23 protein-coding genes are annotated in these 26,031 nt (G+C 67.2%); 9 read left to right on the top strand and 14 right to left on the bottom strand.

Features of this window, described 5'->3' with window-relative positions; all coding sequences use genetic code 11:
- The first annotated feature begins 1 nt into the window (after nt 1).
- Together QRN67_RS24285 and QRN67_RS24290 are read left to right on the top strand one after the other, a co-directional pair.
- On the top strand, nt 2–4,642 hold the full coding sequence (locus QRN67_RS24285; protein WP_285413926.1) for a pilus assembly protein: 4,641 nt from the start codon (nt 2–4) through the stop codon (nt 4,640–4,642).
- Nucleotides 4,639–5,118: a type IV pilin protein gene (locus tag QRN67_RS24290; RefSeq protein WP_081268821.1), complete on the top strand. Its 480-nt coding sequence runs from the start codon at nt 4,639–4,641 to the stop codon at nt 5,116–5,118. Before QRN67_RS24285 ends, QRN67_RS24290 begins: the two co-directional genes overlap by 4 nt.
- 6 nt (nt 5,119–5,124) lie before the next feature.
- Here QRN67_RS24290 and moaC read toward each other — a convergent pair whose 3' ends face one another.
- Complete coding sequence (gene moaC, locus QRN67_RS24295) at nt 5,125–5,607, bottom strand: cyclic pyranopterin monophosphate synthase MoaC (protein WP_081268733.1); 483 nt, start codon at nt 5,605–5,607, stop codon at nt 5,125–5,127.
- A gap of 53 nt (nt 5,608–5,660) precedes the next feature.
- Between moaC and QRN67_RS24300 the strand changes: the two genes are divergently transcribed.
- Nucleotides 5,661–7,232 carry a M48 family metalloprotease gene (locus QRN67_RS24300; protein WP_285413927.1) on the top strand — a complete coding sequence of 524 codons (1,572 nt, stop codon included), beginning with the start codon at nt 5,661–5,663 and terminating at the stop codon, nt 7,230–7,232.
- Nucleotides 7,233–7,251: 19 nt separating this feature from the next.
- Here QRN67_RS24300 and QRN67_RS24305 read toward each other — a convergent pair whose 3' ends face one another.
- The 3 genes from QRN67_RS24305 to QRN67_RS24315 all read right to left on the bottom strand — a co-directional run bounded on the left by QRN67_RS24305 (nt 7,252) and on the right by QRN67_RS24315 (nt 8,997).
- Nucleotides 7,252–7,605, bottom strand: coding sequence for a phage holin family protein (locus QRN67_RS24305; RefSeq protein WP_081268735.1), 354 nt, complete (start codon nt 7,603–7,605; stop codon nt 7,252–7,254).
- Nucleotides 7,606–7,698: 93 nt separating this feature from the next.
- Nucleotides 7,699–8,163 carry a hypothetical protein gene (locus QRN67_RS24310; RefSeq protein ID WP_285413928.1) on the bottom strand — a complete coding sequence of 155 codons (465 nt, stop codon included), beginning with the start codon at nt 8,161–8,163 and terminating at the stop codon, nt 7,699–7,701.
- An 87-nt stretch (nt 8,164–8,250) separates the two neighbouring features.
- Complete coding sequence (locus tag QRN67_RS24315) at nt 8,251–8,997, bottom strand: TerC family protein (RefSeq protein WP_081268822.1); 747 nt, start codon at nt 8,995–8,997, stop codon at nt 8,251–8,253.
- Between the two features lie 493 nt (nt 8,998–9,490).
- Here QRN67_RS24315 and QRN67_RS24320 point away from each other — a divergent pair, with 493 nt between their 5' ends.
- Both QRN67_RS24320 and QRN67_RS24325 read left to right on the top strand, forming a co-directional pair.
- Nucleotides 9,491–9,961 (top strand): DUF3717 domain-containing protein, encoded by a 471-nt coding sequence (locus tag QRN67_RS24320; protein WP_081268737.1) that lies wholly within the window; start codon nt 9,491–9,493, stop codon nt 9,959–9,961.
- A gap of 2 nt (nt 9,962–9,963) precedes the next feature.
- On the top strand, nt 9,964–10,269 hold the full coding sequence (locus tag QRN67_RS24325; RefSeq protein ID WP_285413929.1) for a putative signal transducing protein: 306 nt from the start codon (nt 9,964–9,966) through the stop codon (nt 10,267–10,269).
- A 10-nt stretch (nt 10,270–10,279) separates the two neighbouring features.
- On the opposite strand, the gene QRN67_RS24330 is transcribed toward QRN67_RS24325, so the two are convergent.
- Together QRN67_RS24330 and purB are read right to left on the bottom strand one after the other, a co-directional pair.
- Nucleotides 10,280–10,840: a YaeQ family protein gene (locus QRN67_RS24330; protein ID WP_106936385.1), complete on the bottom strand. Its 561-nt coding sequence runs from the start codon at nt 10,838–10,840 to the stop codon at nt 10,280–10,282.
- On the bottom strand, nt 10,840–12,219 hold the full coding sequence (purB, locus tag QRN67_RS24335) for an adenylosuccinate lyase (protein WP_285413930.1): 1,380 nt from the start codon (nt 12,217–12,219) through the stop codon (nt 10,840–10,842). The genes QRN67_RS24330 and purB overlap by 1 nt, the downstream gene beginning before the upstream one ends.
- A gap of 131 nt (nt 12,220–12,350) precedes the next feature.
- On the opposite strand from purB, the gene QRN67_RS24340 reads away from it, so the two are divergent.
- On the top strand, nt 12,351–12,962 hold the full coding sequence (locus tag QRN67_RS24340; RefSeq protein WP_081268741.1) for a glutathione S-transferase N-terminal domain-containing protein: 612 nt from the start codon (nt 12,351–12,353) through the stop codon (nt 12,960–12,962).
- Between the two features lie 117 nt (nt 12,963–13,079).
- Here the strand turns inward: QRN67_RS24340 and QRN67_RS24345 are convergent, their stop codons facing one another.
- The 6 genes from QRN67_RS24345 to QRN67_RS24370 all read right to left on the bottom strand — a co-directional run bounded on the left by QRN67_RS24345 (nt 13,080) and on the right by QRN67_RS24370 (nt 19,500).
- Nucleotides 13,080–13,874 (bottom strand): SDR family NAD(P)-dependent oxidoreductase, encoded by a 795-nt coding sequence (locus tag QRN67_RS24345; protein ID WP_285413931.1) that lies wholly within the window; start codon nt 13,872–13,874, stop codon nt 13,080–13,082.
- The gene (locus tag QRN67_RS24350; protein ID WP_285413932.1) at nt 13,871–15,172 is read right to left on the bottom strand and encodes an MFS transporter; all 1,302 of its coding nucleotides are present in this window, start codon (nt 15,170–15,172) and stop codon (nt 13,871–13,873) included. Before QRN67_RS24350 ends, QRN67_RS24345 begins: the two co-directional genes overlap by 4 nt.
- A gap of 12 nt (nt 15,173–15,184) precedes the next feature.
- Nucleotides 15,185–16,402, bottom strand: a complete 1,218-nt coding sequence (locus QRN67_RS24355) for an SAM-dependent methyltransferase (protein WP_081268743.1) — start codon at nt 16,400–16,402, stop codon at nt 15,185–15,187.
- Nucleotides 16,403–16,463: 61 nt separating this feature from the next.
- Complete coding sequence (locus tag QRN67_RS24360) at nt 16,464–17,261, bottom strand: DUF1365 domain-containing protein (protein WP_081268744.1); 798 nt, start codon at nt 17,259–17,261, stop codon at nt 16,464–16,466.
- Nucleotides 17,258–18,592, bottom strand: a complete 1,335-nt coding sequence (locus tag QRN67_RS24365; protein WP_285413933.1) for an NAD(P)/FAD-dependent oxidoreductase — start codon at nt 18,590–18,592, stop codon at nt 17,258–17,260. The genes QRN67_RS24360 and QRN67_RS24365 overlap by 4 nt, the downstream gene beginning before the upstream one ends.
- Nucleotides 18,593–18,885: 293 nt before the next feature.
- On the bottom strand, nt 18,886–19,500 hold the full coding sequence (locus QRN67_RS24370) for a glutathione peroxidase (protein WP_106936391.1): 615 nt from the start codon (nt 19,498–19,500) through the stop codon (nt 18,886–18,888).
- Nucleotides 19,501–19,629: 129 nt separating this feature from the next.
- On the opposite strand from QRN67_RS24370, the gene QRN67_RS24375 reads away from it, so the two are divergent.
- The 3 genes from QRN67_RS24375 (at nt 19,630) to QRN67_RS24385 (ending at nt 22,011) form a co-directional block, all read left to right on the top strand.
- Nucleotides 19,630–20,487, top strand: a complete 858-nt coding sequence (locus QRN67_RS24375; protein WP_081268747.1) for a ferritin family protein — start codon at nt 19,630–19,632, stop codon at nt 20,485–20,487.
- An 84-nt stretch (nt 20,488–20,571) separates the two neighbouring features.
- A complete protein-coding gene (locus QRN67_RS24380) occupies nt 20,572–21,462 on the top strand; it encodes an RNA polymerase sigma-70 factor (RefSeq protein WP_285413934.1) in 891 nt (296 codons plus the stop codon).
- An 87-nt stretch (nt 21,463–21,549) separates the two neighbouring features.
- The gene (locus QRN67_RS24385) at nt 21,550–22,011 is read left to right on the top strand and encodes a carboxymuconolactone decarboxylase family protein (RefSeq protein ID WP_285413935.1); all 462 of its coding nucleotides are present in this window, start codon (nt 21,550–21,552) and stop codon (nt 22,009–22,011) included.
- 4 nt (nt 22,012–22,015) lie between these two features.
- Here the strand turns inward: QRN67_RS24385 and QRN67_RS24390 are convergent, their stop codons facing one another.
- Both QRN67_RS24390 and glnE read right to left on the bottom strand, forming a co-directional pair.
- Entirely contained in the window at nt 22,016–23,242 is a 1,227-nt protein-coding gene (locus QRN67_RS24390; protein WP_285413936.1) for a septal ring lytic transglycosylase RlpA family protein, read from the bottom strand.
- Nucleotides 23,235–26,030 (bottom strand): bifunctional [glutamate--ammonia ligase]-adenylyl-L-tyrosine phosphorylase/[glutamate--ammonia-ligase] adenylyltransferase, encoded by a 2,796-nt coding sequence (glnE, locus tag QRN67_RS24395; protein ID WP_285413937.1) that lies wholly within the window; start codon nt 26,028–26,030, stop codon nt 23,235–23,237. Before glnE ends, QRN67_RS24390 begins: the two co-directional genes overlap by 8 nt.
- Nucleotide 26,031: the final 1 nt, after the last annotated feature.

Raw genomic sequence — 26,031 nt, forward strand, 5'->3', positions numbered from 1 at the left:
AATGAAAAAAGCAATCATCGAATTTGCGGCAATGTTGTTTCTGGCCGTGGCGGGTGCTGCCAATGCCCAGATCCAGGCGGTTCCGCCCAACGTGAATCCGGATCCGAATCTGCCCATGGTGGTGTTGAACGTGTCCAAGGACTACAGCATGTTCAGCCGCGCCTATACGGACTACGAAGACCTGAATTTCGACGGCAGCATCGATTATTATTTTCTGCCGTATTTCAAATACTACGGATATTTCGATCCGACGAAATGCTACAGCTATGGCGGCACCGGAGCAGCCGGCAATTTCGTTCCGGAGAAATTGGCCGAAAAGGTGACTGTGGCCGGAGACCCGGCAGGTTCGCCGAGATACTACTGCGCCGAAGCGGGTGCCAGGTCATCCAGCCTCTGGAGCGGCAATTTCCTGAATTGGGCCACCATGTCCCGCATGGACGTGCTTCGCAAGATTCTTTACGGCGGATTGCGCTCCACCGATGAAGCCGGGTCTTCGCAGAATCCTGGAAAAACCGTGCTCGAAATGGCTTTCGTCCCGCGCAACAGCCAGGCCTACGCCAAGTACTACAACGGCCCCGACCTGATTCGCCTCACGCCGTTTTCATACGCTACAGGGCTCACGCTGTGCCGCCGGCACGAGAATCCGACCAATGCCGAAGAATCGCAGATATCGAAATTGAACCCGGTGATTCGTGCGGCCGAAGGCAACTACGTTCTGTGGAACATGACGGAAGTCCGCAGCTGCAACTGGTTGAACGAGGAAAAATACGATTGGCAGGATTCGACCGTCGCATTCATGACCGCGAATTATGTGGGCGCTGGTGGCGCATCGGCGCACCAGGGCAGCAATCCGGCGAAGGCCAATGAATACATGGCCCGAGTGGAAGTCTGCCGAAAAGATCTGATCGGGGAAGAGCGTTGCAAGCAATATCCGAATTCAAATCTGAAGCCGATCGGCCTGCTGAATGAATTTGGAGAAAGCAGCAATTACGGGCACAGCGCAGCCAAGGCTGAATTTGCGATGTTCCTCGGCTCCTTCGACACCAATCTCGATGGCGGCGTGCTTCGCAAGAACATGTCCGAGATCAATGATGAAATCGATGCGCAAACGGGGGTGTTCAAGGTTTTCTCCAATGCAAACGATCGCGGCATCATCTATTCGCTGAATCGGCTAAGGCCTTTTGGATACAAACCCGTGACCGGAAGATACGCAGACGACTGCTTTTCCAACACCATCAAGAACGGAGATTGCCCGTCATGGGGCAATCCCATCGGAGAAATCATTCTGGAGGGGCTGCGTTACTACGCCTCCAAAGGGGCTCTCTACCGTGGCGGAGAAAAAGACGCAACGCTGGGCCTGCCGTCCCCCGCCTGGATCGATCCGCTCGAGGCAAATCCGCAGTACCCGGGTTCTGGAAAGTCGCGTGAGTCGCTCTACGGAAAGAGCATCTGCCGACCGCTCAACATGGTCACCATCTCCAGCGGCGTGGGCACGTTCGATGGCGACAACATGGGCGCTCTCGACCACAGCGAATTGGGCATTGGCGCTCCGCACAGCGCGGCGTACTACACGAAGCTGATCGGCGAGTCCGCGCATGAAGGTATTTCGGACACGATCCGCCTGGCTGGGTCCGTGGGAGCCGCAACCGAGGGCGAAGGCACCAAGGGCATCTGCACCGGCAAGCTCATCGGAGACCTGAGCATGGTGTCGGGCCTGTGCCCCGAGGCGCCGAACATGCGGGGCACCTACCTCGGCGCCGGAGCCGCCTACTACGCCCACGTGAACCGCATCCGCCCCAAACTGACCGTGCCCAAGGACGCGAACGCCAACGTGCTGAAGGTCCGCCAGTACGCGGTGACGATGTCGGGCGGGTCCGCCTCCATCCGCATTCCGGTTCCAGGTTCCAGCCCGAAGCGCTATGTCTTCATCACCCCCGCCAGCATCGACTGGAACGGCACGACTCCGCTTCCAGGCAACATGGTGGACTTCAAGGTCCTGAAGCGCGCAGCGAACGGCGAATCCGGGACCTTTCTCGTGCTCTGGCAGCACCAGGCGCTCGGTGAAGACCAGGACCAGGACATGCTCGGCTCCATCCGGTACGAGACCGATGCGAGCACCACGCCGCCCACATTGCGCGTGTTCACGCAGACCCTGGAGTCGAACACCGGCAACGCCGGGCCGTTCGCCTTCGGCTACACGGTGGTGGGCAGCAACAGGGATGGAAGCCACTTCCACAGCGGCATCAACAACTACGCCTCCAGCGAGTCGACCGCGTCCTATGCCGCATCGAACGTGCAGCGCGAAGACCGGCCGACCGCAGCCAAGTGCTACCTGAACGACAACGGAAGCAAGCCGGAGGGGTGGAACCACAAGGTGGCGCCGCGCCTGTGCGTGAAGTTCGGCAATGTCTTCGTCAAGGGCGAGACCCGGCTCGACTACCAGATGCTCGGCTCCAGCGAGGCAGCGATCCAGGACCCGCTCTGGTACGTTGCCAAATACGGCGGCTTCAAGGACTCCGAGAAGACCCCGACCGGATTCCCCGACGCCGTTTCCAAGTGGGACACCAGGCGGGCCGACGGTGCCGCCTGCGGGGCCGCCGGCCAGCCCGACTGCAGCGACGGCATTCCGGACAACTATTTCCTCGCACGGCGTCCGGACCTGCTCGAGGAATCGCTGCGGCAGGTCTTCGCGGACATCACCGGAACTTCGAATTCCGCGCCGGCGGTGTCGCGGCCCGACCTGCGCGCCGGCGACTACAAGTACGTCGCCAACTTCTCCGCGTCCGACCTGCACGGCGAACTGCTGGCCTACCGGCTCGACGCGGCCGGCAATTTCGGCGCCACGCCTTCCGCGAAGGGGCATGCCAACCTGACCAGCGCAGCGACGCGCGCGATCATCACGAACCTCGGAACCACCGGGGTGCCGTTCACCCATGCGGGCCTGAACGTCCCCGCGGGCGCCACGTACCTGGCCGGCCTCGGCGTTTCCACGAGCGTGCAGCAGGACGTCATCGGCTACCTGCGCGGCATCCGCACCCACGAGAAGCTGTACGGCGGCACCTTCCGTGACCGGAACTCGGATTCGATCATGGGCGGCGTGGTGAACGCCAACCCCTGGCTGCAGGACCGGCCCTCGGCCAACTTCTTCGGCGCCGTCTTCGGCGGCTACGGCACATTCAAGGCCGCCCAGAAGTCGCGCACCAGGCTGGTATGGGTGGGCGCCGCGGACGGCATGCTCCACGCGTTCACCGCAGACGCGCTGACGCCTGTCATGTCCTATGTGCCGCAGGCGCTCTCCTCGCGCCTCAAGGAAATTCCGGATCCCACGGTCACCGATCTGCGCGCCTACATGGACGGCTCTCCATTCACCGCGGATGTGAAAACCTCCGCCGCCACGGCCGCGTGGCGCACGTACCTTTTCTCCAGCCTGGGGCGCGGCGCCAAGGCGATCTTCGCGCTGGACGTGACGTCGCCGGCAGCGCTGACCGAGGCCAATGCCGCCAGCGTCTTCAAATGGCAGTTCACCACCGCGGACGACGCCGACCTGGGCCATGTCATTTCCGACGGCGGCGTGCACCCGGCAAGCAACCAGGCCGCGCAGGTCGCGCGAATGGCCAACGGCAAGTTCGCCGTGCTGTTCGGCAACGGCGTGTCGAGCGCGTCGGGCAAGACCGTGCTCTACATCCTCTTCGTCGACGGGCCGGGCGCCGATGGCAGATGGGTGCACAACACCCACTACAAGCGCATCGAAGTCGGCACGGCGGGCGGCGGCGGCTTGATGCAGCCGACCTGGCTCGACACGAACGATGACGGCATCGCGGACGCCATATATGCCGGCGACCTCAAGGGCAACATGTGGAAGTTCGATGTTTCCAGTGATGACGCGAGCCGCTGGGCAGAGGCCTACGGCAAGCCGCTGTACGTCGCCATGGACGCCTTGTCGAACGTGCTCCCGATCACGACGGCGCCGGTCACGCGCTTCCATCCCGGCGGCGGGCAGGTCGTGGTCTTCGGGACGGGGCAATCGATCTTTTCCGGCGACTTTCCCGACAAGGCGCGGCAGCATCGCGTCTTCGGCATCTGGGACAAGCCGAGCTATGCGGCAGCCCCCGCCACCATTCCGTCGGGCGTGACCGAACTCGAGCAGCGCACGTGGAGCCTCGACACGAACAAGCCCGAGGCGATCGTCCAGAGCGCCACCGGCGCGATCGACTGGAGCCGCAAGAAGGGCTGGTACGTGAACATTCCGGGTTCGTTGGCTTCGGGCATGGTGCTGGGCAATCCGAAGGCCATGGGCAAGGACGTCAACATTCCCATCGTCTACAAGAAGGCGGCGGCGGAGGTCATGTGCGCCGACAGCGGCGCCGGGGCCGACGTGCAGGTGAACGGGGTCGCGGGCGTTGCCACGACACCGAATCTCTTCGGCATTGCCGGCGCCGCGGGCGAAGTGATCGGCATCGTCGGCCTCGACCAGCGCTTCGCCATTCCGGAAGACTCGACCGCCCGGTGCGCGGCGGGCCTGTCCTGCGCCCGGATCGTGGGGCCGAACACCGACATCACGATGAAGAAGAACACCGTGCAGGCGCGCATCTTCTGGCGCGAGATCCCCGGCCTGAAGACGACCGTGGAGAAGCACCGATGAGCGCCGGACAAGCACGCGCGCGGGGCTTCACGTTGATAGAGATGATGATCACCGTGGTCATCATCGCGATCCTCAGCGCCATCGCCTACCCGAACTACCGCGAGCACATCGCCAGAGGCAAGCGCGCCCAGGCGAAGGCCTCGCTCGCGCAGGCCCAGCAATGGCTGGAGCGGCACTACAGCGAAAACTACAGCTACGCCAAGACGGCGGACGGAACGGACATCAACGCGAACGGCGGCGTGTTCAAGACCCAGTTCAGCACCTCACCCTTGCCGGGCGAAGGCGCCGCGAACTACAACATCGCGCTGACGCCAAACGACAAGGGCACCGGCTACACCCTGAAGGCAGTGCGCACGGGTTCCATGGGAGGCGACCGCTGCGGCGACTATGTCGTCACGCACACGGGCCGGAAATCCGTCGAGAACTACACGGGCTTCAGCGCGGCACTGGCGGCTGCAAGCGCGTGCTGGAACTGAGCCGCGCTACCCCGCCACCCAACTTCCCGACTTCCCCCCATGCTTCTCCAGCACATGCACGTCGGTGATCCGCATCCCCCGGTCCACCGCCTTGCACATGTCGTAGATCGTCAGTAGCGCCACCTGCACGGCCGTCAGCGCCTCCATCTCCACCCCGGTCGGCCCCACGGTCTCGACGGTGGCCGTGCAGGCCACCTGCGGCGCGTTGCCCGAGTCGGCGAGGGCAAACGCCACCGCCACCCGCGTCAGCGCCAGCGGATGGCACAGCGGAATCAGGTCGCTCGTCTTCTTCGCCGCCTGGATGCCCGCGATGCGGGCGATGCCCAGCACGTCGCCCTTCTTCGCCGTTCCCGATTCGATCAGCGCCAGCGTCGCCGCCTGCATCTCGATGCGGCCCGTGGCCACGGCCACGCGGTGGGTGGAGGCCTTGCCGGCCACGTCGACCATGTGGGCCTGGCCCTGGGCGTCAAAATGGGTGAGAGTGCTCATGGTGAACGTTCGTTTTGAAGATGCATCATACGAGCCCGAGCCACAGACGAGGAATGCCGCGCTTGACTCCCACTCCCTTCAGAAGACGCCGCCTGACACCCGCCTTGCGGACGTTCTGTGCTACTTTCTTGATAGCGTCCCAGGCCCTGCTGCCGGCCCCCGCGCTGGCGCAGATGCAGATGCAGGTCCTGCCCGGCCTGGGCGACGGCGGCGAGATGACCGCCAGCGCCGAGCGCCACCTCGGCGACCAGATCGCCCGCGAGCTCTATCGCGACACCGACTACATCGACGACCCCGTGGTCGCGGCCTATGTGCAGGACATCTGGCAGCGCCTGCTGGCGGCCGCCCGCGCGCGCGGCGAACTCACGCCCGAGCTCGACGAGCGCTTTGCCTGGACCATCCTGCTGGGCCGCGACCGCAACATCAACGCGTTCGCGCTGCCCGGCGGTTATCTGGGCCTGAACCTGGGTCTCGTCGCCGCGGTCGGCAGCCGCGACGAGTTGGCGACGGTGCTGGGGCACGAGCTCTCGCACGTCACCCAGCGCCACATCTCGCGCATCATGAGCAAGCAGGGCAAGCAGATGCCGCTGATGATCGCGGGCCTGATCCTCGGCATGATCGCGGCCGGCAAGAGCCGCAACGGCGATGCCGGCCAGGCCGTGATGATGGGCAGCCAGGCGCTCTTCGCGCAAAACCAGCTGAACTTCTCTCGCGACATGGAGCGCGAGGCCGACCGCGTCGGCTTCGGCGTGATGACGCAGGCGGGCTTCGCGCCGCAGGGCGCGGCCGCGATGTTCGAGAAGCTGCAGTACGCCTCGCGCCTGAACGACAACGGCTCTTACCCCTACCTGCGCAGCCATCCGCTGACCACGGAGCGCATCTCCGACATGCAGGGCCGCTTCCAGTTCCGCATGGACGCCACGCCGCCGCTGCCGCTCGTCATGGACCACGCGATGATCGCTTCGCGCGCCCGCGTGCTGACGCGGCCGGGTGTCGACGTGCTGCGGCTGTGGGTCGATTCCGCGTCCTCCGGCGAATTCGCGAAAAGCTCGCCGGCACAGCAGGCCGGCACGCTCTACGCGGCGGCGTTGTCGGCGAAGGAACTGCGGGACTACAAGGCGGCACGCGCGCTGGCCGAGCGGCTGACGGCTCGCACGGCCGATGACCCCGCCGCGGCCAAGCAGGCGCGCTGGCTCGGCGCCGAGATCGAACTCGCCGCGGGCGCCCCGGCCAAGGCCGCCGCGCTGGTCGACGCCAAGTCGAAGGAGCGGCCGGAGATGATGCTCGCCGCCGAAGCCGCGACCGCCCTGCGCCAGCCCGCACCGATGATTCCCGTGCTGCGCGATTGGGTCGCCGCGAACCCGCGCGATGCGACGGCATGGCACACGCTGGCCAACCTCTACGGGGCGGAGAACGACACGCTGCGCGCGGTGCGCGCCGATGCCGAGGCCAACGTCGCGATCCTCGACTATCCGGCCGCGCGAGACCGTTTCAAGGCAGCGCAGGAGCTGATCCGCCAGTCCGGCAAGCCGGTCGATCACTACGAGGCGTCGATCATCGACACCCGGGCGCGGGCGGTGGATGTGCTGGTGAAAGAACAGGCGGCCGAGCCGCCGCTGAAGTAGCCCGCGCAGGGCTGTTGCTTCAGCGCCTGGACAGCAGCCCGCCCAGCGCGGACTCGATCAGCAGGCCCAGCAGCGAGTAAAGCAGCGAGCCGATCAGCGCGGCCAGGAAGCCGTTGACGTGGAATCCGGCGAGCAGCCCCGAGGCCGCCCAGAACAGCAGCGCGTTGATCACGAACAGGAACAGCCCGAGCGTGACGATGGTGACGGGAAGCGTCAGCACCACCAGCACCGGCCGCACGATCATGTTGAGCAGTCCGATGACGGCCGCGGCAATCAGCGCGGAGCCGAAGCTGTTGACCTGGACGCCGCTGTAGAGATAAGCCACCGCCAGCAGCGCGACGGCGCTGAGCAGCCATTTGATGATGATGCGCATGCGGCGCAGGATACCCCAGGGTGCCCGGACAAAACAAACGAGCCCCGGTGCGTTGCCGCGCCGGGGCTCGTGGAAGAAGAGAACGCGAGCCGCTTACTCGGCCAGCTCGTTCGCCAGCACCAGCAGTGCGCCCATGCCCATCACCGCGCCCGGGAAGGCCCAGCCTGACTGGTGCGCCGGCTTTTGCTCCGGCGTCACCGGCTCCAGGTCGACGCCGATCTTCGGGCGGCGCGCATCGACCACGTGCGCGGCACCGTGCTCGCGCTTCAGCTGCGCGGTCAGCTCGGCCAGCGGTCCCTTGGCCAGCACCGGCGTCACCTGCCCGCCGTTGCGCTCCAGCAGGGGCAGCATCTGTGCCTGCACCTTGCTGAACCACTTGGCGCGCCAGTTCTCGCGCGCGCTGTGGCTCACCCACTTGCTGATGCGATGCGTCATGCGCGGCGCGCAGGCCACCAGCACCCAATGGCGCGCCACGACGTTGTTCGCGTCGGGCGCGAGTTCGGCGAACTGTTCACAGGCGTAGGTGACGTCGTCGATATAAAGAATGATCTTTTCCATGGCGTGCTCCTTCAGATAGTTAGAGTGACAGAGGCTGGCTTGTGACGGAAGTTCGCGGTATCGATGTCCGGTGGCTGCGAGCGATGCTCAGCCGGTGGTCACCGGGGTCTGCGGCTTGTTGCGGGCCTGGCGGGCGGCAATCCACTTGCCGATCACCAGCACCAGCAGTGCGCCGCCAACGCCGGCCGCGTACTTGATGGTGTCGGTCTGCGGCACCTTCGGCACCCAGGTCCAGGCAGCGGCGTTGGCGAGCGCGGGGTCGGACACGGCCATCGTGCCGGCGATCCAGCCGAGCAGCATGCCGCCGGCGGTGATGATCATCGGGAACTTGTCCATCAGCTTGATGACGAGCTGGCTGCCCCAGACGATGATCGGGATGCTCACGAGCAGGCCGAAGATCACGAGCGGCATCTGGTGGCCTTCGCCCGCGCCTTGCGCGGCGCCGGCGATGGCGATCACGTTGTCCACGCTCATCACGAGGTCGGCAATGATCACGGTCTTGACCGCGCCCCACAGCTTGTCGCTGCCGGTGATGTTGCCGTGCGCGTCGTCATGCTCGGGTGCCAGCAGCTTCACGCCGATCCACACCAGCAGGATGGCGCCGACCAGCTTCAGGAACGGAATGGCCAGCAGCGTGAGCGCGAAGAAGATCAGGATGACGCGCAGGATGATGGCGCCGGCGGTGCCCCAGAGGATGCCCTTGGTGCGTTGGTGCGGCGGCAGCTTGCGGCAGGCCAGTGCGATCACGACGGCGTTGTCGCCGCCGAGCAGGATGTCGATCATGATGATCTGACCGACAGCGACCCAGAATTCCGGGGCCATGAACAGTTCCATAGGTTCCTCTTGGTTGTCGCGCCCCAGCCTCGCCCCCGGAAGGGCGACGACGAAGGCGCATGGCGATGCGTTTCGATTCATCCTGGGCGGATGGTCGAAAGCGAGGAAGAAAGGCCGGGTGATACCGGGGACTCGCGAACGCTTCGACCAAACCTGCACAGGTTCAAATCGAAGGTCTTGCTCGACACCGCGCGCGCAAAAAACAATGCGCGTACGCTGCCCGGCAGGCCGGAAGTGTTTTGCTTCGTATTGACGACCTGACGATTCGCGCCGTCGTGGACGGCGGTCGGGAGCTACTCCCCTTCGTGGGCGGGATTAGAGCATCGAAGACATCGGCGGCGCAACCGAAAGTTTTCAGGGGTTTAAAAAGAATGCGCTGAAAATGCGCATGAACAGGGGCTCCGATGCTCCTTGTTTTGTAGCAATCATGGCCCTTCACGGCTTCGGGGCATTGCCGGTCTATGATCCCCGCTCGCTGGATTCTTCATTCTTCATGGCCGCCATACACATCACCGACATCGAGGCCGCCATCAATCACTGGCGCGAGAAATCGCCCTCGCCCGACGGGGTCACGCTGGGCCCCGAGCTGCGGGCGCTGGCCGAGGTCTACGCGCTCATGGTCTTTCATCACGAGGAGGAGGTCGACGAGGTCGGCTTTCCGCCCAAGGCCTGGGCCGCATGGATGGCCTGGTACGAAAGCACGCCCGACACCCCCTGCATCGCGATCTGCTCCACCAGCCAGGGCGACGACGAATGCAAGGGCTGCGGCCGCAGTTTCGACGAAGTGCAGCTCTGGCCCGCCATGACGCCGGTAGAGAAGCGCGCCACCTGGCGCCGCATCACCATGGAAGACTCGGCCTGGCGCTTCAACCGCTATGCGGAGCGCGCGCGCGAGGCAGAACCGCCGCCGTCCGCCGCCGAACCCGGGTTCGACCCCGACAACGAGCAGAACTGGGCGCCCTGACGATGCGCCGCCTCGCGCAAGCCCCCAACCTCGCCATCGCGACCGTGTGGGCGCATGCATTGCGCGAAGAGGGCGTGGCCGCCACCGTGCAGCGCGAGTTTCTCGGCGCGGTCATGGGCCAGCTGCCGCCCGACCAGTGCCTGCCCGAGATCTGGATCGACGACGAGACCCAGTTCGACCTTGCCAGGCGCCTGCTGCACGAGCTGCAGAACCGTCCGCAGCGCAGCTGGCAGTGCGTGTGCGGCGAGCACGTCGAAGGCGGCTTCGAGCAGTGCTGGCAGTGCGGCGAGATGATGCCGGCGTTCTAGCCGCGCGGCGTTACTTCCAGCGCAGCAGCTCGACGTCGATGCTGTTCGTGCCGTCGCCCAGCGTCAGCGTGTTTTCCTGGATCGTCGCCTGCAGCTGCATGCTGCGCTGCGCGAGCGCGGCCAGTGCCTGCGAGGCAGCGGTCGGCACGCGGTAGACCTTGAGGTTCTGCGGCCGCGTCAGCTTGTTCTCTATGCCTCGCCACCAGATCTCGGCCGCGTGGTTGAAGCAATAGACGATCACTTCGTCCGCCTTGCCGCAGGCCTTGATGATGGGCTTGTCCTCCGGCTGGCCGACCTCGATCCAGATCTTCACCTCGCCGGTGAAGTCGCGCAGCCACACGTCGGGCTCGTCGACGTTCGACAGGCCGGCGCCGAAGGCCAGCGTGCCGTCGCCGTTGCAGATGTCCTGCAGCTGGTGCGCGTTGAGCGCGAGCGCGACCAGCCGGATCATCATCCGCTCGTCGGTTTCGCTGGGGTGGCGCGCCAGCGTCAGCGCATGGTCGGCGTAGTAGCCGTGGTCGATGTCGGCCACCGCGAGAGTGGCCTTGAAGATGGTGGACTTGAGTGCCATCAGATGCGCTTGGCCAGCTCGGCAGCCTTGCCGACGTAGCTGGCCGGCGTCATCGCCAGCAGGCGGGCCTTTTCCTCTTCCGGAATTTCCAGCGAGCGGATCAGCCCGTGCAGCGCCTCGGCCGTCACGGTCTTGCCGCGCGTCACTTCCTTGAGCTGCTCGTAGGCGCCCTGCACGCCGAAGCGGCGCATCACGGTCTGGATCGGCTCGGCCAGCACTTCCCACGAGGCTTCGAGGTCTTCGGCCAGCGCTTCCTCGTTGAGTTCGAGCTTGCCCAGGCCGGTTGCCAGGCTGGCATAGGCCAGCGTGGCGTAGCCGAAGGCCACGCCGATGTTGCGCAGCACCGTGCTGTCGGTCAGGTCGCGCTGCCAGCGGCTGATGGGCAGCTTCTCGCTCAGGTGGCGCAGCACCGCGTTGGCCAGGCCCAGGTTGCCTTCGGCGTTCTCGAAGTCGATGGGGTTGACCTTGTGCGGCATGGTCGAGGAGCCGATCTCGCCCTTCTTCAGGCGCTGCTTGAAGTAGCCCAGGCTCACGTAGCCCCAGATGTCGCGCGAGAAGTCGATCAGGATGGTGTTGGCACGCGCCACCGCGTCGAACAGCTCGGCCATGTAGTCGTGCGGCTCGATCTGGATGCTGTAGGGCTGGAAGCTCAGGCCCAGGCCCAGCGGCGCGGGCGTCTCGATGACCTTGCGGCTGAAGGCTTCCCAGTCGAACTCCGGCCAGGCGGCGAGGTGGGCGTTGTAGTTGCCGACCGCGCCGTTCATCTTGCCCAGCAGCTGCACCGAGGCGATCTGCGCGCGCGCCTTCGACAGGCGCACCGCCACGTTGGCGATTTCCTTGCCCACGGTGGTCGGGCTGGCGGTCTGGCCGTGCGTGCGCGAGAGCATCGACACACCGGCGAACTGGTGCGCCATTTCGCGCAGCTTGGCGATCAGCCCGTCGATGGCCGGCAGCATGACCTTGTCGCGCGCGGCCTGGATCTGCAGGGCGTGGCTGGTGTTGTTGATGTCTTCGCTGGTGCAGGCGAAGTGCACGAACTCGGCAGCGGCCAGCAGCTCGGGCCGGGCCTCGAACTTGGACTTGATCCAGTATTCGACGGCCTTCACGTCGTGGTTGGTGGTTTTCTCGATTTCCTTGATGGCCAGCGCGTCGGCCTCGGAAAAGTGGGACACCAGGCCCAGCAGGTACTTGCGGGCGCCGCCCGTGAGGGGCTTGAATTCGGCGAAGCCGCAGTCGGACAGCGCAATGAACCACGCCACCTCGACTTGCACGCGCCGGTGCATATAGCCCTGTTCGCTCATCAGCGGGCGCAACGCCGCGAGTTTGGCCGCGTAGCGGCCATCAAGGGGGGAAAGGGCGGAAACGGTGGAAAAGCTCATGCCTCAATTTTAGGCGGCCGGCGGTCCGTGGGGCCGGCCCGACACATCGGGGCCGATTCGGACCTCCGGTTTTCCCATTCACCTAAAATGACTATTAACTAATGTTGTCATAGTTTGGGGAGAGAGCCTTCATGAAACTGATCGGATCGGCCGCCAGCCCGTATGTGCGCAAGGTGCGTGTGGTGCTGGCCGAGAAACGGCTCGATTACCAGTTCCTGATCGAAGACGTCTGGGCTGCCGAAACCACCATCGCCAGCTCCAATCCCCTGGGGAAGGTGCCCTGCCTGATCATGGAAGGCGGCGAGGCGATGTTCGACTCGCGCGTGATCGTCGAATACCTCGACACCCTGTCTCCGGTCGGCAAGCTGATTCCCCAGCAAGGCCGCGAGCGCGCCGAGGTCAAGACCTGGGAAGCTCTGGCCGACGGCGTCATGGACGCCGGCGTGCTCTGGCGCCTGGAAGCCACCTGGTCCGGCCGCAACGACGGCGAACGCAGCGCGGCATGGATCGAGCGCCAGCGCACCAAGGTGCTGGACGGCGTCGCGGCCATGGCCAAGGGGCTGGGCGACAAGCCCTTCTGCAGCGGCATCCACCTGAGCCTGTCGGACATCGCGGTCGGCTGCACGCTGGGCTGGCTGGACCTGCGCTTCCCCGAGATCGAGTGGCGCGCCGACCACGCCAACCTCGCCAAGCTGTACGACAAGCTGATGCTGCGCCCCAGCTTCATCGACACGAAGCCTTGACTCTCCCCCAGGCTTCGCGCACTTCGTGTCGCTTCTCCTTCCCCCTCGCCGGGGGCGACACCGGTGGCCCGGCGAAGCCGGTTCCACGGTGTCTCGCGAAGCCTCCCTTCGCCAACCTCACAGGCCGGTGAAGCGCGCCACGGCCGGGAAGTACAGCCGGTAGGGCAACAGCCGCATGAGCTTCATCCAGAAGGTGAAGCGGCGCGGGAAGTGGATCTCGAAATCGCCCCGGCGCCAGCCCTCCAGCATGGCCTCGGCCGCCTGGGCGGGGGTGATCAGCGCAGGCATCCTGAAATCGTTCTTCGCCGTGAGCGGGGTGTCGACGAAGCCCGGCTGCACCACGCTCACGCCGATGCCGCGCGCATGCAGGTCGACATACAGCACCTCGGCCAGGTTGGTGAGCGCCGCCTTGGTCGGACCGTAGGCCAGGCTCTTGGGCAGCCCGCGAAAGCCGGCCACGCTGCCGGTGATCGACACATGCCCCGCACCGTCCGCCACGAAGCCGGGCAGCACCGCCGCCAGCACATTGAGCGCGCCGACGTAGTTGACCTGCTGGTGCGCCAGCATCTGCTCGAGCGAGAACGCATCGGCGCGCAGCGCGCCATAGGTGGCGGCGTTGAAGAGCACGAAATCGATGGCGCCGGTGGCCGCCAGCAGCTGCGCATGCGCGGCGGCCACCGCGGCGCTGTCGCGCACGTCGAGCGGCAGCACGATCACGCGCGGCGGCTGGCCGGCATGGTTGTGCAGCAGCGCCAGTTCTTCGAGCGCCTCGACGTTGCGCGCCGACACCCCGACCCGCGCGCCGCGCTCCAGCAGCGCCAGCACCGTCGCCCGGCCGATGCCGGTGGACGCGCCGACGATCCACGCGGTCTTGCCCTGCCAGTCGGCGAGCGGAGGATTCAGCGGCTTCAAGGCGCGGCCTTCGAGACCGGGATGGACTGCTGCGATGCCGCCGCCGGGCGAATCACCAGTGCCCACAGCGAGGCGCCCGCAAGCACCTTGAGCACGCAGGGCAGCAGGCAATAGGCCAGCGACAGCGCCTGCAGCGCGCCTGCCTCGCGCGCTCCGGGCACATAGCCGGCCAGTCCGAGCAGCGGCAGCGCCAGTCCCGCCGCCAGCGCCAGGTTGAGCTTGGTCGCGAAATTCCACCAGCCGAAGTAGGCGCCGGCATGCGGCTGGTCGCCGGCGTCGGCAATGATTCCGGCCAGCAGGGCGCTAGGCAGCACCAGGTCGGAGCCGATCGCGAAGCCCGACAGCGCGCACACCACCAGGAACGGCACCGCATCGCCCGCGCCCATCGCGCCGGCCCAGGCGAACACCGCCACCGACATGCACATGCCGCCGAGCCACGAACGCGCCAGCCCGAAGCGTTTCACGATGCGCAGCCACGCCGGAATCGACGCCGCCGCCATCACGAAGTACAGGCCCAGGAAGGCCGGCTCCAGCGAGGCCGGGGCGCGCAGCCGGTCCTGCACGAAGAACAGCACCAGCGTGGCCGGCACCGCGCTCGCGATGCCGTTGAGCACGAACACCGCCAGCAGCCGGCGGAATGCCGGGCGGCGCAGCGGCAGCCGCAGGTCGACCTCTTGATGCGCAGCGCTGCCACGCACGGGCCGTGGCGCCCGCGTCCAGAGCACCCAGCCGATCACCAGCAGCACGCCGAACAGCGCCACCATCGCGGGCAGCCCCGCCAGCGTCGGGATCACCGAGGCGAGCACCACGCCGACCAGCCCCAGGCCTTCTCGCCAGCCGACGATGCGCCCGCGCTGCAAGGCGTCGCCGCCGAGCATCGCGCCCCACGACTGGTGCGCGATGCTCAGCATGCTGTAGCCCGCGTAGGTCAGCGCCAGCAGCACGGCCGCCGCCACCAGCAGCGCGCCATGGCTCGACGGATCGACCAGCGCCTGCGGAAAGAACAGCAGCCCGAAGCCCAGCAGCAGCACGCCGGCCGCGACGGCACCGCCGCCCAGCACCGCGTGCGCCGAGCGCGCATGCAGCCGGTCGCTGAGCCGCCCGAGCAGCGGGTCGATCAGCGCATCGAGCAGTCGCGCGCCCAGCAGCACGGCGCCCAGCGTGGCCAGCGGCACGCCGAAGGCGCGCGCGTAGTGGTTGGGCAGCAGCACGTAGAGCGGCAGCGCGACAAAGGCGAGCGGCAGTCCGAGAAGGCCGTAGCGCAAGCCGGCCAGGGGTCCGAAGGAAGACGACACCAAGGTCCGCGCGATCTAGCGCTTGCGCAGCGTGTACTGCACCACGTCGATGTTGGCCTGCGAGAACGCGGCCTCGCAGTAGGCCAGGTAGAACTCCCAGATGCGCATGAAGCGCTCGTCGAAGCCCAGCTGCAGGATCTGCGCGCGCTGTCCCAGGAAGCTCTCGCGCCAGCGGCGCAGCGTCTCGGCGTAGTCGGCGCCGAAGGCGAACTCGTCCACCACCTCCAGCCCCGCGGCCTCGGCCTCGCGGCGGAACTCGCGCGGGCACGGCAGGCAGCCGCCCGGGAAGATGTACTGCTGGATGAAGTCGGTCGAGTCGATGTAGCGGTCGAACAGCTCGTCGTCGATCACGATGCTCTGCACGCAGGCGCGGCCGCCCGGCTTGAGCAGCCGGCTCACGCTGCGGAAGTAGGTCGGCCAGTACTCGCGGCCCACGGCCTCCACCATCTCGATGGAGCAGACCGCGTCGAAGGGCGCGTCCGAAATGTCGCGGTAGTCCTGCAGGCGCAGGTCCGCGCGCAGGCCGGCGGTGCGCTGCTGCGCGAAGGCCAGTTGCTCGGTCGAGAGCGTCACGCCCGTCACCGAGGCGCCGAAGTCGACGGCGGCCATCTCGGCCAGCGCGCCCCAGCCGCAGCCGATCTCGAGCACGCGGTCGCCGGGTTTCACGGCTGCGAGTTCGAGCGCGCGGCGCACCTTGGCGCGCTGCGCCCCGGGCATCGGCTTGGAGAGGTCGCCCTCGAACCAGGCCGACGAATAGTTCATCGTCTCGTCGAGCCAGAGCTTGTAGAACGCGTTGCCCAGGTCGTAGTGCGCATGGATGTTGCGCGAGCTGCCGGCCTTGCTGTTGCGGTTCATGAGATGCCGCACCCGGTACACCAGGCGGCCGAACCAGTTGCCGTACACCACGTCTTCGATTGCGCGGCGGTTGGCGATGAACACCTTGATCAGCTCGGTGAGGTTGGGCGTGGTCCAGTCGCCCGCGATGTAGCTCTCGGCAAAGCCGATGTCGCCCGACTTGAGCGCGGCCTTGCACACGTTCCAGTTGCGCAGCGTGAGCGAGGCGGTGGGGCCGCTGCCGGGCGTGGCGCCGAAGTGCCGCACGGAGTCGTCCGGCAGGCGCACGGTGAGCGAGCCGTAAGCCAGCCGCTGCAGCAGGCCGAGCACGGTGCGCGCGGCGCCGGGCGCATCCTGGGGCAGCGAGAAGCGGGAGGCAGTGGTGAGGGAGGAAGTCATTGAAGTACCTTCATGCTGCGCACTGCGGTGCGAGCTTGCTTGGGGCGGCCCGGCGCGGCGCTCATGGATTCGCCTGCTGCTGGTTGTCGCGTGAAACGAAATGGGTGGGCGGCGCCGGCTTGGCGACGAACGGCACGCGCTTGAGCCAGAGCCTGGCGGCCTGCCAGTGGATGCGCGCGATCAGCCCGAAGGTCATCGCCGGGTAGCGCCACAGCGCGCGCCGCACGCTGGCCGCGTCCATGGGGGCGAGCTGGCCGCTCACGCTGGTCTGCAGCAGCGGGCCTTCGGCGTCGTCGTGGTCGATGCGCACCACGGTGCGCGTCAGCTCGGCATCGACGAAGAAGCGGAACCGGTAGCCGCCGCTGACCTGGCAGAACGGCGAGACGTGGAAAGCCTTCGCGGCCTTGAGCTCGGCGCCGTACACCGGCCGGTCGAGCAGGTAGCAGTGGCGCTCGCCGAAGGTGTTGTTCACCTCGACCACGATCGCCCGCAGCACGCCTTCGGGCGTGTGGCAATACCAGAAGCTCACCGGCTTGAAGGTGTAGCCGAACACGCGCGGATAGCAGTGCAGCCAGGCTTCGCCGGTGGCGTCGTGGATGCGGTGGGCGGCCAGCAGTTCGTCGAGCCAGGCCAGCGCGCCGCCTTGCTGCGGCGCTCGGCCGTCGCCGTGGTCGACGTCGTGGAAGGAAATCGCGGCCCGGCGATTGAGCGCCACGGCCTCGCTGCCATGCGCGCGCAGAGTGCGCATCGGCAGCATCAGGAAATAGGTCGGATAGGCGAAGGCGTTGCGCGCCGGGCGCAGGCGTGCATGGCGGACTTCCCCGAAGCCCATCAGCGGCACGGCCTGCGTCGGTGTCATGCCGCGCGCCTCGCGGTCGCGTCGCTGCCGGGGGACAACCGCGCGCGCAGGCCCGCGGCGGCGGCCAGGCCGGCCTTCAGGCCGTCCTCGTGGAAACCGTAGCCCATCCAGGCGCCCGCGAACCAGGTGTTGCGCTGGCCTTGCAGGGCCGGCACCTCGGCTTGCGCGCGGATCGCGGCAAGGTCGAGCACCGGGTGGTCGTAGTCGTATTCCGCCATGACCTGACTACGCTGGATCTCGCGAACCGGATTCAACGAAACGACGACCGGCTGCTCCCAGGGCAGCGGCTGCAGCTTGTTCAGCAGGTAGTGCAGGCAGACCCGGCCCGATTCGCGCTCGCCGACGGCGGCCCGCTCGTAGTTCCAGGCGGCCCAGGCCGAGCGGTGCCGCGGCAGCACGGCCGCGTCGGTGTGGAGCACGGCGTGGTTCGGCTGGTAGCGGATCGCGCCCAGCACGGCCGACTCGGCCGGGCTGGCGTCGCCCAGCATTGCCAGCGACTGGTCGGAATGGGTGGCCAGCACGACGTGGTCGAAGCGCTCGGTGCCGGCGTCGGTCGCCAGCAGCACGCCGTTCCCGGTGCGGGTGATGCGCCGCACGGGGGTGTTCAGGCGCTTGTCGGGCAGGCCGGCGACGATTTTCTCGACGTAGTTGCGCGAACCGCCGCGCACGGTGCGCCACTGCGGCCGGTTGGCGATCTGGATCAGGCCGTGGTTGTGGCAGAACCGGATCATGGTGGCCACCGGGAACGCCAGCATCTGCGTGGTCGAGCAGCTCCAGATGCAGCCCATCATCGGCAGGAAATACCAGTCGCGGAACGCCGCGCCGAAGCGGTTGGCATCGAGGAATTCGCCGAGCGGCTGGGCCAGCTCGCCCTCGGTGCCGGCCTCGGCGATGCGGGTGGTCAGGCGGTTGAAGCGCAGCAGGTCGCGCAGCATGCCCAGGAAGCGGGCGTCGAACAGGTTGCGGCGTTGCGCGAACACGGTGTCGAGGTTGTTGCCGCTCCATTCGAGCGGGCGGCCGTCGTCACGCGTGGCCTGGACCGAGAACGACATGTCCGACTCGGCGGTCTCGACGCCGAGATCGGAGAAAAGCCGGATCAGGTGGGGATAGGTGCGGTCGTTGTAGACCAGGAAGCCGGTGTCCACGCCGTGCGCGACGCGGGTGGCATCGGCGGGCGAGCGCGCAAGCTCGATCGTTGCCGTATGGGCGTGGCCGCCGAAGTAGTCACTGGCTTCGAAGAGGGTGACGGCGGCCGCGTCACGCAACGTGTGCGCCGCGGCCAGTCCCGAGATGCCGGCGCCGATGACGGCGATGCGGGTGGGCTGCGTCATCGCACAGCCCCCGCCCGGCCAGAATACAAAAATGCTGCGAGGCGCCCCGACGCGAAGGAGGGAGGGAGGGAGGAGGAGAAGAATCGCCTCGGGATTTCGACCGGACGGCTGGCGTCCGGAAGACCTCGCAACATGAAAACTGGTGGGCAATCACTGCCCACGCAAGTTAGGAGCGAAGCGGCTGCGGCACGGTTCCCGCCGCAGTGGTAAACGTTTGTTTCGCTCAGTTCACATTGATTTGGACGCATCGGTAAATAATATTACCGATCCGTCTTTCTGTGAACTGTGCAGTCTCAATTTGGTCCGAGCTGCTTCTCGATGACGCTCACGAAACCGTTTTCGTCTGGCGCGGTCATGCTCGACCACGCCTGCACGACCTTGCCGTCGCGCCCGATCAGATATTTGTAGAAATTCCACTTGGGCGTGGTGCCCGAGGCTTGCGCGAGCTGCTTGAACAGCGGATTCGCCTCCGTGCCGCGCACCGACGACTTGGCGAACATCGGGAATTTCACCCCGAAGGTGCTCTCGCAGAAGTCCGCGATTTCCTTGTTCGAGCCCGATTCCTGGGAGAAGTCGTTCGATGGGAAGCCCAGCACCACGAGGCCGCGCGAGCGGTATTTCATGTCCAGCGCCTCCAGGCCCTTGTATTGCGGCGTGAATCCGCAGAAGCTGGCCGTGTTGACCACCAGGACCACCTTGCCGGAGTACTGGCACAAGGTCTGGGGTTTTTCATCCTGCAGCCGCGGGAAGGTGTGCTGCAGGATGGCCGGGCATCCTGCAGCCTCCGCCGGGGCGATGGCTGCCGGCGGTGTCTGCGCACTGGCCGGAAGGGCGGTAAACAGGCTCGCCAGCAGGGAGATAGCCGGTACGAGGCCGACTAGAGCCGACAATGGGGAACGGGTTCGCATGGCGGACTCCTGGTCAAAAAGGGGGAATGCGCATCCGCGCCGCGAGGGCGCGCGTATCCGCATCATCGCGCGTCTGTCATGGTCGCGCCAAACGGGCCGACTAAAATCGACGGCCATAGAAAGACATTGATGCTCTATCCGGAACTTTTCAGACAACTCGAATCCGTCCGCTGGGACATGGACAAGGATATTCCCTGGCAGTCGTTCGACGCTTCTTTGCTGACGGAAGAGCAGGCGCAGACCATCAAGATGAACGCCATCACCGAGTGGGCTGCGTTGCCGGCCACCGAGATGTTCCTGCGCGACAACCGCCACGATAGCGATTTTTCGGCTTTCATGTCGATCTGGTTCTTCGAAGAGCAGAAGCACTCGCTGGTGCTCATGGAGTACCTGAAGCGCTTCAGCCCCAAGCACGCGCCCACCGAGGCCGAACTCCACGAGGTGCGCTTCGACTTCGACCCGGCGCCCCCGCTCGAAACCCTCATGCTGCACTTCTGCGGCGAGATCCGCCTCAACCACTGGTACCGCCGTGCCGCCCAGTGGCACACCGAGCCGGTCATCAAGCACATCTACACCACGCTGAGCCAGGACGAAGCCCGCCACGGCGGCGCCTACCTGCGCTACATGAAGCGCGCCATGGAAAAGTTCGGCGACGAGGCCCGTGCCGCCTTCACCAAGGTCGGCGTCCTCATGGCCAGCGCCCGCCGCACGGCGCAGGCGCTGCATCCGACGAACCTGCACGTCAACAAGGCGCTGTTCCCCAACGACACCATCCAGAGCCGCATGCCCGACCCTGACTGGCTCGAGCACTGGCTCGACAAGCAGATCAAGTTCGACGCCGTCTGGGAAACCAAGGTCGGCGAGCGCATCCTGCACAACCTGAGCCTGCTCATGGACCGCAGCTTCAAGACGGTCCAGGAACTGAACCGCTACCGCAAGGAACTGGCCGCTTCGCTCGGCCCCAAGCCCGAATACCAGGGCGCATAAGCAAAGAAAACACTCGCCCCGCACCCCGGGGCGATTTTTTTGGGGCGGGTGTCACAAACCGCGTGTGCCAGCCGTCTAGCAGCCATGGACGACGCCACCCTCACCTTCAACCGCCACCGCCCTCGCCTGCAGGGCATCGCCTACCGCATGCTCGGCTCGGTTGCCGAGGCGGAAGAGGTCGTGCAAGACGCCTGGCTGCGCTGGCACGAAGCCGCCAAGGACGCCTTCGACAGCGCCGAGGCCTGGCTCGTGACCGTCGTCACCCGCCTGTCGATCGACCGCCTGCGCGCCGCCAAGGTCCAGCGCGAGCACTACATCGGCGCCTGGATGCCCGAGCCCACGCTCACCGGCGCGCCTGATTCCCCCGCGACCCCCGAGCAACTGCTCGAGCGCGCCGACAACATCTCCGTCGCCTTCCTGGCCGTGCTCGAGCGCCTCGCCCCGGAGGCCCGCGCGGCTTTCCTGCTGCGCGAGGTGTTCGATGCCGACTACGACGAAGTCGCCCGCACCCTCGGCAAGAGCGAGGCCGCCTGCCGGCAACTGGTGCATCGCGCCAAGGCCCAGGTGCAGGAGGGGCGCCCGCGCTTCAGCGTGCCGCGCGAGACCCATGAGCGCCTGCTGCGCGCCTTTGCCGATGCCGCCGCGCGCGGCAGCCTGCATGAACTGAAGGCGCTGATGGCCGAGGACGCCGAGCTCATCGGCGACGGCGGCGGCAAGGTGCCGACCTTCGGCAAGAGCCTGCATGGCAGCCAGCGCGTGGCGCAGCTCTACTTTGCGCTCTGGCGCCGCATGGGGCCGGCGGTGCGCATGGAAATCGTCGACATCAACGGCGAGCCGGGAATGCTGCGCTTTCTCGGCGGCGAACTCGAATCGGCCCAGACCTTCGAGATCGAGGATGGCCGCATCGTGCGCATCCGCGCGCAGCGCAACCCCGACAAGCTGGCGCGCATCGCGCAGCTCTTTTCTTCGAAATAACTCGCGCGGCGTGTCACAGGGCGTGGGACCCGTCCGTCTTCAGTGGGTGAGCAGGCAGATTTCATTGCAACCCAACTGGAGAAACCCATGAACCCCACTTTGCGCCTCAACTGGTCCAAGCTCGCCCCGAAGTCCTTCGAGGCTTTTCTGTCGGTCAATGCCACGCTCGAGTCGAGCACGCTGGGCAAGGTGCTGATCGATCTCGTCTTCGCACGTGTCTCGCAGGTCAACGGCTGCGCCTACTGCCTCGACATGCACGTGCGCGACCTGCGCAAGCAGGGCGAGGAATGGCAGCGCATCAACAGCCTGCCGACATGGCGCGAGGTGAGCTTCTACAGCGACCGCGAGCGCGCCGCGCTGGCCTGGGCCGAGTCGCTCACGCGGCTGGCCGACCGCCATGACGAACGCGATGCCGAATTCGCCGCGCTGAAGGCCAATTTCAACGACCAGGAAATCGCCGAACTCTCGGTGGCGATCGCGCAGATCAACAGCTGGAACCGCCTGGGCGTCGGCATGCGCCTGCCCGTCGCGGCCAAGGCGATCGCCTGAAGGCTCAGCGCCGCTCCACCACCATCGGCGCAATGCGCAGGCTGTCGCGCAACTGCGTGACGACCTCACTGGCCGCGCTGCGCGACGGGAACGGCCCGGCCTGCAGCCGGTGCGTGCCCGCCTCGCTGAATACGCGCAGTTGCGGCGCCAGCGCAGGCACGCCGTGCGCGGCCTGGTTCAGCATGCTTTCGGCGCCGTCCCGCTCACGGAAGGCGCCGAGCTGCACCCAGAAGCCCTGCAGCGCGGTGGAGGGCGCCGGTGCGCCCGCGGGCAACGGCGGCGGCGACGAAGGCGCGGCCTGCAGCGGCGCCAGGTCGGTCACCACGATGGCGGGGCGCGACGGCGGAATGGATGGCGGCGACTGCGCCGATTCCGGCTCGGCCCCGGCCGGCGGCACGGTGGCGATCGGCGTCTGCGGCGCGACCGGCATCGTGGATGCGGGCGGCGGCAGGTCGTTGTAGCCGCTGTTGTTGCTCGCGGCGACGGGCGTCGTCCACTGGACGGGCACCGCCACGGGCTGCTGCGCATTCGACGCACGCGACAAGGACGAGGATGACGCCACGCGCACCGGAACGAACTGCGCAGCCGGTGCCGCGGGTGCAGCGGCAGGCGCTGCCGCCGCATAGGCCGTGCCCGAATCCCGCCGCCATGCGCCGGTGCGGATGTCCTCGTTGGTGATCCGCTCGATCTCCACCGGCGCCACGCCGCGCAGCAGGTCGAGCTTCAGCGCGGCGGTGTAGCTCAGGTCGATGACGCGGCCGTCGACGAAGGGGCCGCGGTCGTTCACACGCACGATCACCTCGCGGCCGTTGGCCGGGTTGCGCACGCGCACATAGCTCGGCAGCGGCAGCGTCTTGTGCGCGGCCGTCATGGCGTACATGTCGTAGGGCTCGCCGCTCGACGTCGACTGTGCGTGGAACTTGGTCCCGTACCAGGAGGCCAGCCCCGATTCGCGGAACGGCTGGTCGTCGGTGATCGGCGCATAGCCGCGGCCCAGCACCGTGTAGGGCTTGGCGGTGCCGCCGCTGGTGCGGATGGGTTCAATGCGGGGCTCGGCGTCGGGCACGCGCGCCAGGTCGGGCGGAATATTGGTGCCGGGGCCGTCGCGGCCGCCGGTGGCGCCACCGCCGCCGGAGCGCGGGCCGCTCGCGCAACCCGCGAGGAAGACGGCGACGGCCACCGCGCAGGCGGCCAGCGCGGTGCCCAGTGGGGTGCGGGTGCCGTCAGCCAAATACCGCCTTCCAGAGCGCCAGCATGGCGTCGCGCTCGGCGGCCAGTGCGGGCGGGGTGACTTGCGTCGGTTCTTCGTTCAGGCGCGCGCGATGCTGCACGCGGCGCAGCTCGCGGTAAGCCCGCGCCGCGCTGCGGCCCACGCCTTCGGGCAGCAGCCCGGCCAGTTCGGCGCGCAGCAGCAGCGCGATGTTGCCCACGTTGGGAATCAGCTCGGGATGCTCGCCCGAGGACGACAGCACCAGGAACTGCACCGCGAACTCGGCATCGACCATGCCGCCGGGGCTGTGCTTCACGTCGAAGCGGCCGGCCTTCACCGGCCGCGCACCGCGCAGCTTTTCGCGCATGGCGATGATCTCGGCCTTCAGCGCCTCGCGGTCGCGCGGCGACACCAGCACGGCCTCGCGCACCTGGTCGAAGCGCGCGCCCAGTTCGGCGCCGTGGTCGCTGCTGCCCAGCACGAATCGCGCGCGGGTCATGGCCTGGTGTTCCCAGGTCCAGGCCGTGTTGCTGCCGCGGCCGAGCTGGTACTTTTCGTAGGCCTCGAAGCTGGTGGTCAGCAGGCCGGAGTTGCCGTTGGGCCGCAGCGCGGTGTCGATCTCGAACAGGTCGCCCTCGCGCGTCTTCACCGTGAGCCAGTTGATGAGCTTGCGCACGTAGGCCGCGTACACCTCGCCGGCCCGCTCGTCGTCATCGTCGTAGACGAACACGATGTCGAGGTCGCTGCCGTAGCCCAGCTCTTTGCCGCCCAGCTTGCCGTAGCCGATGATCGCGAACTGCGGCTCCTCGCGGTGGCGGTTGCGCACGTGCGGCCAGCACCAGCGGGCGGTCACGCGCAGCGTGGTGTCGGCCAGGGCGCTCAGGTCGTCGGCCACCTGCTCGACGGTGATGCGGCCGTCCACGTCGCGTGCCAGCGTGCGGAACACCTCGGCATGGTGGGCGTGGCGCAGCAGGTTCAGCAGGCGTTCCTCGTCGGCCTCGCCGGTGCGGGTGAGCGATGCGTGGCGTGCCTCCAGTTCGCGCTCGAACTCGGCGGCCACGAAGCGGCCGGAGAGCATCTCGTCGCTCGCCAGTTCGTCGATCACGCCGGGGTGCTGCATCAGGTAGCGCGCGGGCCACCTCGCCGCGCCCAGCAGGCGCAGCAGGCGTTCCTGCACGGCGGGCCGTTCGACCAGCAATGCGAGGTAGCTCTCGCGGCGCATCAGCGGCTCGATCCAGTCGGCCCAGCGCATCGCGGCGTCGACGTGGCGCGGCGTCTGCCCCGGTCCGTCGCCGTCGGCCTCCTTGAGCCACACGCCGGTGCGCTGCACTAGCTGGCGCAGCCGCACGCGGGTTTCCTCGCGCAGGGCCAGCACGCGGGGCTGCTCGCACCAGTCGCGGATGCGTTCGGCAAAGACCTGCGGCAGGTCGCCGAGCAGGTCGGCCAGCTCGGCGGGGGCGGCGGCCTTCTTGCCGCTGCACTTGCCGTTGCAGGGCTTCTCGCCGCCGAGCAGCTTGTCGAACTCCTGCGCGACGAACTCGCGGTGCGTGTCGAGCTGCGCGAGGAAGGGGCAGCAATCGGCATAGCCCATGGTCTGGGCGATCCAGCGCAGGTCGTCGTCGGCCACCGGCAGCACGTGGGTCTGCTGGTCGTCGAGGTACTGGATGCGGTGCTCCACGCGGCGCAGGAACTCGTAGGCCGCGGCCAGCGCATCGGCGGTTTCCTGCGGCATCAGGTTGGCGCGCGCCAGGCGCTGCAGCGCATCGAGCGTGGGACGCGTGCGCAACTCGGGGAACTGGCCGCCGCGCACCACCTGCAGCAGCTGCACGGTGAATTCGATCTCGCGGATGCCGCCGCGCGACAGCTTCACGTCGTTGGCGCGCTCGGGCCGGCCGGCGCTGCGGCGCGCCGACTGCTCGCGGATCTGACGGTGCAGCACGCGCAGCGAATCGAAAACGCTGTAGTCGAGGTAGCGGCGGAACACGAATGGCAGCACCGCGCCGCGCAGCGACTGGGCCTGGCCTGCCTGCACCACGTCGCGCGGGGCCACCACGCGGCTCTTCATCCAGGCGAAGCGCTCCCACTCGCGGCCCTGCACCTGGAAATATTCTTCCAGCGCGTCGAGCGAGACCACGCTCGGGCCCGAGTTGCCGTTGGGCCGCAGCGCCAGGTCGACGCGGAACACGAAGCCGTGCTCGGTGGTGTCGCCCACCAGCGCATAGATGCGCTTCACGGCACGCGCGAAGTACTCCTGGTTGGACAGCCGGCCGCGCCCGTCGGCGTCGCCGCGGGTCTCGCCGTCCAGGTCGTAGAGGTAGATGAGGTCGATGTCGCTCGACACGTTGAGCTCGCGCGCGCCGAGCTTGCCCATGCCGACGATCCACAGCTGCGCGCGCTGGCCGTCGGGGCCCAGCGGCGCGCCGTGCACGGCGTCGAGTTCGTGGCAGGCGTCCCGGCAGGCGATGTCGAGTGCCAGCTCGGCCAGCTCGGTGACCGCGGTGGTCACCACGGCCAGCGGCGCCTGCGCGTCGCAATCAAGAGTTACAAGCCGCTCCATCACGAGCTGCCGCACAATCCTCAGGGCATCGCCGACGCTGTCCCCACGCAGGCGCAATGCCTCGTAAGCCACCGTCATCGACTCGCGCCGCGGCGCGCCAGGGGGAAGCAATGAAAGCTCGGCCGCATACCTGCGACGCAGGCGCTGCACGAAGCGCGAGTAGGAGGAGAACGCTGTTTGCGTCGAAGTGGCTGGCAACTGGTTCACACTGATGCTGGTTTCCGTGGAACCCCTCTGAATGCTGGCGGTCATA

The organism is Variovorax sp. efr-133-TYG-130 (assembly GCF_030208835.1).
Classification (GTDB): domain Bacteria; phylum Pseudomonadota; class Gammaproteobacteria; order Burkholderiales; family Burkholderiaceae_C; genus Variovorax.

Excerpts from the sequence above, each read along its gene's own strand:
- QRN67_RS24290 (WP_081268821.1), top strand. The coding sequence starts at position 4,639 with ATGAGCGCCGGACAAGCACGCGCGCGGGGCTTCACGTTGATAGAGATG.
- purB (WP_285413930.1), bottom strand. The coding sequence starts at position 12,219 with ATGAGCTTTTCCACCGTTTCCGCCCTTTCCCCCCTTGATGGCCGCTAC.
- QRN67_RS24310 (WP_285413928.1), bottom strand. The coding sequence starts at position 8,163 with ATGGAAAAGATCATTCTTTATATCGACGACGTCACCTACGCCTGTGAA.
- QRN67_RS24325 (WP_285413929.1), top strand. The coding sequence starts at position 9,964 with ATGCGCCGCCTCGCGCAAGCCCCCAACCTCGCCATCGCGACCGTGTGG.
- QRN67_RS24330 (WP_106936385.1), bottom strand. The coding sequence starts at position 10,840 with ATGGCACTCAAGTCCACCATCTTCAAGGCCACTCTCGCGGTGGCCGAC.
- QRN67_RS24340 (WP_081268741.1), top strand. The coding sequence starts at position 12,351 with ATGAAACTGATCGGATCGGCCGCCAGCCCGTATGTGCGCAAGGTGCGT.
- QRN67_RS24375 (WP_081268747.1), top strand. The coding sequence starts at position 19,630 with ATGCTCTATCCGGAACTTTTCAGACAACTCGAATCCGTCCGCTGGGAC.
- QRN67_RS24305 (WP_081268735.1), bottom strand. The coding sequence starts at position 7,605 with ATGCGCATCATCATCAAATGGCTGCTCAGCGCCGTCGCGCTGCTGGCG.
- QRN67_RS24315 (WP_081268822.1), bottom strand. The coding sequence starts at position 8,997 with ATGGAACTGTTCATGGCCCCGGAATTCTGGGTCGCTGTCGGTCAGATC.
- moaC (WP_081268733.1), bottom strand. The coding sequence starts at position 5,607 with ATGAGCACTCTCACCCATTTTGACGCCCAGGGCCAGGCCCACATGGTC.
- QRN67_RS24370 (WP_106936391.1), bottom strand. The coding sequence starts at position 19,500 with ATGCGAACCCGTTCCCCATTGTCGGCTCTAGTCGGCCTCGTACCGGCT.
- QRN67_RS24285 (WP_285413926.1), top strand. The coding sequence starts at position 2 with ATGAAAAAAGCAATCATCGAATTTGCGGCAATGTTGTTTCTGGCCGTG.
- QRN67_RS24360 (WP_081268744.1), bottom strand. The coding sequence starts at position 17,261 with ATGACACCGACGCAGGCCGTGCCGCTGATGGGCTTCGGGGAAGTCCGC.
- QRN67_RS24385 (WP_285413935.1), top strand. The coding sequence starts at position 21,550 with ATGAACCCCACTTTGCGCCTCAACTGGTCCAAGCTCGCCCCGAAGTCC.
- QRN67_RS24380 (WP_285413934.1), top strand. The coding sequence starts at position 20,572 with ATGGACGACGCCACCCTCACCTTCAACCGCCACCGCCCTCGCCTGCAG.
- glnE (WP_285413937.1), bottom strand. The coding sequence starts at position 26,030 with ATGACCGCCAGCATTCAGAGGGGTTCCACGGAAACCAGCATCAGTGTG.
- QRN67_RS24300 (WP_285413927.1), top strand. The coding sequence starts at position 5,661 with ATGCCGCGCTTGACTCCCACTCCCTTCAGAAGACGCCGCCTGACACCC.
- QRN67_RS24355 (WP_081268743.1), bottom strand. The coding sequence starts at position 16,402 with ATGACTTCCTCCCTCACCACTGCCTCCCGCTTCTCGCTGCCCCAGGAT.
- QRN67_RS24365 (WP_285413933.1), bottom strand. The coding sequence starts at position 18,592 with ATGACGCAGCCCACCCGCATCGCCGTCATCGGCGCCGGCATCTCGGGA.
- QRN67_RS24320 (WP_081268737.1), top strand. The coding sequence starts at position 9,491 with ATGGCCGCCATACACATCACCGACATCGAGGCCGCCATCAATCACTGG.